The 6,677-nt window shown below is 41.8% G+C and carries 5 protein-coding genes; 2 read left to right on the top strand and 3 right to left on the bottom strand.

Annotated features, from left to right (window positions below; all coding sequences use genetic code 11):
* Both ACR2F7_RS08600 and ACR2F7_RS08595 read left to right on the top strand, forming a co-directional pair.
* Positions 1-1,297 (top strand): sodium:solute symporter (locus ACR2F7_RS08600; RefSeq protein WP_432713170.1); only part of this gene is annotated, 1,297 nt, incomplete at its 5' end.
* Between the two features lie 17 nt (positions 1,298-1,314).
* Positions 1,315-2,022, top strand: coding sequence for a TIGR00730 family Rossman fold protein (locus ACR2F7_RS08595; protein WP_432713169.1), 708 nt, complete (start codon positions 1,315-1,317; stop codon positions 2,020-2,022).
* 350 nt (positions 2,023-2,372) lie between these two features.
* Here ACR2F7_RS08595 and ACR2F7_RS08590 read toward each other — a convergent pair whose 3' ends face one another.
* The 3 genes from ACR2F7_RS08590 to ACR2F7_RS08580 all read right to left on the bottom strand — a co-directional run.
* Positions 2,373-2,978, bottom strand: coding sequence for a DUF502 domain-containing protein (locus ACR2F7_RS08590; protein WP_432713168.1), 606 nt, complete (start codon positions 2,976-2,978; stop codon positions 2,373-2,375).
* A 9-nt stretch (positions 2,979-2,987) separates the two neighbouring features.
* Positions 2,988-5,447: a bifunctional UDP-N-acetylmuramoyl-tripeptide:D-alanyl-D-alanine ligase/alanine racemase gene (locus tag ACR2F7_RS08585; protein ID WP_432713167.1), complete on the bottom strand. Its 2,460-nt coding sequence runs from the start codon at positions 5,445-5,447 to the stop codon at positions 2,988-2,990.
* On the bottom strand, positions 5,447-6,677 hold a 1,231-nt coding region (locus ACR2F7_RS08580; RefSeq protein WP_432713166.1), incomplete at its 5' end, for a glutamate-5-semialdehyde dehydrogenase. The genes ACR2F7_RS08585 and ACR2F7_RS08580, both read right to left, overlap by 1 nt.

Genomic DNA, 6,677 nt, shown 5'->3' with positions numbered 1-6,677 from the left:
TTCCGTTCCCGGGGCAGTAGGTAAAAGTGAATTTGGCTATTTCCAATTCATTTTAGGTAATGCGGTAGGCTTTATTATCATCGCTACGGTGCTTCTGCCCTTGTATTACCGCCTAAACATCATTTCCATTTACACTTACCTCGAAAGACGTTTTGGCTTCTGGAGTTATAAAACCGGTGCTGTTATCTTTTTAGTTTCCCGCACCATTGGCTCGGCCTTTAGGTTATACCTGGTTGCTATTGTGTTACAACGCTTCATTTTCGATGCCTGGAATGTTCCATTCTGGGTAACAATTGTCATTTGCCTGGTGCTTATTTGGGCATATACCCATAAGGGAGGTTTAAAGACCATTATTATTACTGATACCCTGCAAACCGTATTTCTCCTCTTATCGGTTGTTTTATCTATCTTCTTTATTGCAAGATCGCTCAACCTTGATGTGGCAGGTACTTTTGAAGCCGTTAAGAACAGCAGTTACTCTAAGGTATTCTTTTGGGAAGATTTTATGGGCACAAAAACCCATTTCCTGAAGCAATTTTTTGGTGGAATCTTTGTAACCATTGCCATGACGGGCTTAGATCAGGATTTAATGCAGAAGAACCTGAGCATGAAAACCATTGGTGAAGCACAGAAAAATATGTTCACTTTTACAGGTGTGTTTGTGGTGTTGAACATTTTCTTTCTAAGTGTGGGCGCCTTGTTATACATGTATGCTGAGCAAAAAGGAATTGATGTTGGTGCCTTAAAAACTCTCGATTATTTATATCCTGAGATTGCCTTAAACCATTTAAACATCATACCGGGTATCATTTTTATGCTGGGCTTAACAGCTGCAACTTTTGCCACAACAGATTCTGCCCTAACCGCTTTGACAACTTCATTTTGTATAGACTTTTTACACTTTGATAAAAAGGCAGATCAAAACGACCCTAAACTGGTTACCAAAAGACATTTGGTACACGCTGGTTTCTCCCTGGTGATGGTAATTGTGATCATGATCTTCAAAGTCATCAATGATGAATCTGTGGTGAACGCGATTTTCAAAGCAGCGGGTTATACTTATGGTCCCCTTTTAGGCTTATTTACATTTGGACTCGTGACTAAAAAATCAGTAATTGATAAATTAGTTCCCTACATATGCATTTTGTCGCCTATATTGTGTTTTATCATCGATACCAACTCCCTCAGCTGGTTTAATTATGCATTGGGATTTGAATTGATTATTTTAAATGGTTTAATTACTTATATACTGCTGTGGCTGACTGGTAAACCATCAACCACCCAAACAAAATTTTAAGTTAACAAGATTTGAGAATGACAAGTGAAGAAAAAATAAGAAGTGCTTTTGAAAACAAAGACTGGCAAGAGATCAAAGTGACCGACAGCTGGCAGATTTTCAAAATTATGGCGGAGTTTGTCGACGGCTTTGAGAAACTGGCCAAAATAGGTCCATGTGTATCCATCTTTGGATCAGCAAGAACTGCTGAAACCAACCCTTATTATGAGATGGCTGTAGAATGCGGCAAATTGCTTACAGAACGTGGTTACGGTGTGATCACCGGTGGTGGCCCCGGAATTATGGAAGCCGCCAACAAAGGCGCCCACAGCAATGGCGGAAAATCTGTGGGTTTAAATATTGATTTACCCTTTGAACAGTTCCACAATAAATACATTGACCATAATAAACTATTAGAGTTCGATTACTTCTTCATCAGGAAAGTGATGTTCATGAAGTACTCACAGGGATTCATCATCCTGCCAGGCGGCATGGGCACAATGGATGAGCTTTTTGAAGCCATCACGTTAATACAAACCGGCAAAATTGCCCGTTTCCCTATCGTTTTGGTAGGCACAGACTATTGGGGTGGCCTGGTAGACTGGATCACGAATACGATGTTGAAGAAAGAACACAACATCCATGCAGAAGACTTGAACTTATTCCGGTTAGTTGATACCGCTGAAGAAGCTGCTGAGCATATTTTCAGGTTCTATGATAAGTATGTGTTGAAACCTAATTTTTAAAGTAAAAAATAGGTACTTGCGCTTTATAATAAGCGCGTTGCTCCTATTGCTTAAACAAAGAATGCAGCCAATGGCTGCATTCTTTGTTTACATAAAGGTCAAAACAACCCCTTCTGTCGGCTGATGTCCTTATTTTATTGCAAAATCTCTCTGTTCACCTCTTTGCTATTTTCAAAAAAAACAAAGGTCAAACCAACCCTTTCTGTCGGCTGATGTCTTTATTTTATTGCAAATCTCTCGCTGTTCACCTCTTTGCTATTTTAAAAAAAACTGGCTTTAATTTTCCGACATTCCAAAGATTTTGCTCTTCGCAAAAGATTTGAGGAGGAAAATTTAAGCCAGTTTTTTTTCTAAGAGAGAGTCGCTTTAAAATGACTCACGCCGCCAGATACCACAAGCTTCATGGCGTCAGCCGCACTCATCTTCAACGCACTCACCTTTTCCTTCTTCACCACATAAATCTGCCCTGCAAAAGAATAAGAAAACGGAAAATAAACAACCACTTCACCAGGCAAGCCAATGGCTCTAAGGTCGCTTTGCGTAAGGAAGCCAATTCTCTTGAGCTCCCCTTCCACCTCCACCAGTACCGGGTGGTTAAATTTCTTTTCATCACCCACGAAAGCTTCTGTAAGGTCTTTGATGGAAGAATAAATATATTTAATGATAGGCAGGCGGTTCATTGATTTTTGAAACCAACGCTGCATGGGTTCCGTTACCAAATTAGTGACGAAGATGCCTGCAAGCAAGATGATCCCTACAACCAGGGCAAGCCCTAAGCCAGGGATATTTCTGCTCTCTCCCGTTCTAAGGTCAACACCTAAAATATTGTTTACATTCAGCCAGCTATCTACAGTAGTAACCCCCCAAACGACGATGAACACACTTAGCGATATTGGCAAGACGATCAGTAACCCTTTGATGAAATAATTAAGCAATGCTCTTCCAATTCTGTTCATGGCGCAAAATTACTCATAAAAATAGATACGTTTAACCCTTTGGGAAATATTTGTGAGGATCTCATAGGGAATAGTGTGAATTTGTTTCGCAAGGTCAGCGATAGTCAGTTCGTCATTAAAGACGATCACTTCATCGCCCGTTTGAACACCTATTCCCGTTACATCAAGCATGCACATATCCATACAGATGGAACCAATGGTAGGTACAATTTTACCGCGGATAAGCATTTTACCTACTCCATTTCCAAAATCACGGCGGTAGCCATCGGCATAACCAATTTTAACGGTGGCTATTGTTCCACCTTCAGGCATTGAACCCCGGCGACCATAACCTATGGTTTCTGTCCCTTTCAGGTGTTTCACTTGTGTAACTGTAGTCTTTAAAACTGCTACCGTGTGTAGGCCTTTATTGTGGTGTAACCCACCATCAAAACCATAAAGGCCGATGCCGATTCTCACCATGTCTAACTGTGCAGCAGGAAATCTGGTGATGGCAGCCGTATTGGCGATATGTCGGATAAATGTATAACCTAATTCCTGTTGTATTTTAGCAGTGATAGCTGTGAAACGATCGATCTGGTGCTGTGTAAAATCATCATGTACTTGTTCATCACTTCCCACAAGGTGAGAAAAGACCGACATCACCTTAATGTTGCCCGCACTTTTTAGGACGCTGAGCAATTCATCAATTTCCGTTTCTTCAAAACCGAGCCTGTGCATGCCAGTATCAATTTTCAAGTGTACAGGATAGCCCTGTTCATGATCAGGCAAGAAGTTGATAAAACCCTTTAGCACATCAAGGTTATACAGCTCAGGTTCAATTTTATTTTTAACAATAGCCTCAAAAGCAGAAGACTCAGGACTCATCACCATCATGGGCAAGGTAATTCCTGCTTTTCTTAAGGCAATACCTTCATCTGTATAAGCCACAGCGAGGTAATCAACCTTATGGTATTGCAAGACGTTGGCAATTTCGAAACTTCCGCTGCCATAAGAAAAAGCTTTGACCATGGCCATTACTTTTACCGCAGGCTTTAATTTCGACTTGTAAAAGCGGAGGTTGCTGGCCAAAGCATTTAAGTCAATTTCCATGACCGTATCATGGATTTTCTGTGTCAGCAATTTGCTGATGCGCTCGAACTCAAACTTCCTGGCACCTTTCACCAAAATGGTTTCATTGCTAAAATGCTGTGCAGGCAGATCGTCGATAAAAGCTTGTGTAGTACTGTAAAACTGAGCTTCAAGGTCAAAAAGTTGAGCGAACTCCGCAATATGAGGACCGATACCAATCAGCCTGTTCACATGTTTCTGGCTGATTAAAGAAGCAATTTCTTCAAAAAGAGCCTCATCACTTTTACCCGTTTCAAAAAGATCAGATAGGATCAAGGTCTTTTTAAGGTGCTGGTTTTGCAGGTTAAGAAAATCAAGAGCGATAGCCAGTGATGAAATATCAGCACTGTAAGAATCATCAATGATGGAGCATTGGTTGATCCCTGTTTTTAACTCCAGGCGCATGCTGATCCTCAATAATTTCTCTAAACGCTGATCGGCAACCTGTGGCGAATAGCCCATGGCTAAAAGTGTTGCCCAGCAGATGATGCCATTTTCTACAGAAGCCTGGTCACGAAAAGGCAGCAGACATTGAATCTCCTCCTCTTTGTATTTCGCCCTGATGAAGCTACGACTTTCTATTGGCTCCATAAACAAAATCTGCAGATCCGCTTCTTGCGTAGTGCTCCAGGAGAATTTCTTTACACCCGGCAGGTCTTTATCCTCAATTCCTTTTGTATAATCTGGTGAGTAGATAAAAAGCTCGGTCTTAGCGAAGAGTTTCAATTTCTCGACGAGCTTTTCATGACTATCAGCAAAGCCCTCTGCATGTGCAGGGCCAATATTCGTTAAGATGCCAATGGTAGGCTGAACAATTGCTGCCAGGGATTCCATTTCGCCAGTTTTGGAAATACCGGTTTCAAAGATCCCCAGGTCATGCTCTTCATTCATTTTCCATAAGGACAAGGGGACCCCAATTTGTGAGTTGTAACTTCTGGGGCTGCGCACAATGTTATATTCATGTGCCAGCAATTGGTACAGCCACTCTTTAACCATCGTTTTGCCGTTGCTGCCGGTGATGGCAATAACAGGGATGTTGAAAAGCTGGCGGTGGTATTGGGCTAAATTTTGAAGAGCCGCTAAAACATCAGGAACCAATAAAAAATTAGCTTCAGGGTATTGGGAAATGTACTTTTCATCGCTGATCAGGAAGTTCCTGATGCCATGCGCAAAAGCATCTTTAATATAAGTGTGACCATCTCTTTGTGCCACTAAAGCACAAAAAAGAGAACTTTCCGGATCAATAATCGTGCGGCTGTCGATGACCAGATTTTCAATTTCAACCTCCGGCTGACCAATAAAAGCCTTTGCATTTAAGGTATTTGCTAAATGCGGCATGGTATATATTACTTGCATCATTATCTTATTTGTCCGTCACCTCTTACCAACCATTTATAACTGGTCAGTTCCTCCAGTCCCATTGGCCCGCGTGCATGGAGTTTTTGTGTAGAAATCCCTATTTCTGCACCCAATCCAAATTGCCCACCATCAGTAAAAGCAGTAGAAGCATTGGCATAAACTGCAGCCGCATCTACCTGGTTTAGAAATAAGGCTAAATGCTCCCGATTTTCAGAAACGATGGCCTCACTATGCTTAGAGCTGTTTTCGGCAATATAATCAAGGGCCTCCTGAAGATCTGCCACTGTTTTCACTGCCATTTTATAAGACAGGAATTCAGTACCGAAGTGTTCAGGCTGTGCAGGTGCTAGCAATTGATCGGGATAGTTCCCTTTTAACTGTGCAAAGGCCTGTTCATCAGCATAAATGACTACATTTTCAGCAATCAAGGGTTCCAGCAAGGCAGGCAAATCACTGAGGCGCTGCTGGTTAATCAACAAACAATCAAGTGCATTGCACACGCTTACCCTTCTGGTTTTAGAATTATTGATGATGGCTTTGCCTTTAGTGAGATCACCCTGTTCATCAAAATACACATGAACTATGCCTGCACCCGTTTCTATCACCGGGATTTTGCTGTTTTCGCGAACGTAATTGATGAGCTGCTGACTGCCACGTGGGATGAGCACATCCACCAAACCCCTTGCCTGTAATAAAGCATGAGTGGCTGCGCGGTCGGCCGGCAATAAGGTGACTATATTTGTATTGAGGTTTTGTTGTTTTAATACCCCATGGATAACCTGTAGAATAGCTTTATTAGAAAACTCAGCATCACTGCCACCCTTCAAAATACAAACATTACCTGTTTTAAAGCATAAAGCAAAAACATCAAGTGTTACATTTGGACGGGCTTCATAAATGACGCCAACTACGCCTAAAGGAACCCTCACTTTGGAGATCTCCAGTCCATTGGGCATTTCTTGTTGAGAAAGCACTGCCCCTAAAGGATTTGGCAAGGCTGCAACTTTGCGAATATCAGCGGCAATAGCCGTGATGATAGTTTCGGTGAGCCTTAAGCGATCGTACTTTGGATCTTCGGCAGACATTTGATCCAGGTCTTTCTGGTTTTCTTTTAAAAGCAAGGGGATATTTTCTTCCACTGCTGTAGCAAGCGCTATCAGCGTATGGTTGATGTTGTCATTGCTGAGCAGCGACATATCCTTCGTTGCTTTGACACTATTTTGGAAGTAA

The sequence above is a fragment of the Pedobacter sp. genome, assembly GCF_045628745.1.
Classification (GTDB): domain Bacteria; phylum Bacteroidota; class Bacteroidia; order Sphingobacteriales; family Sphingobacteriaceae; genus Pedobacter.
The sequence above is the reverse complement of the archived record's forward strand: the minus strand, read 5'-3'. Positions and strand labels throughout refer to the sequence as shown.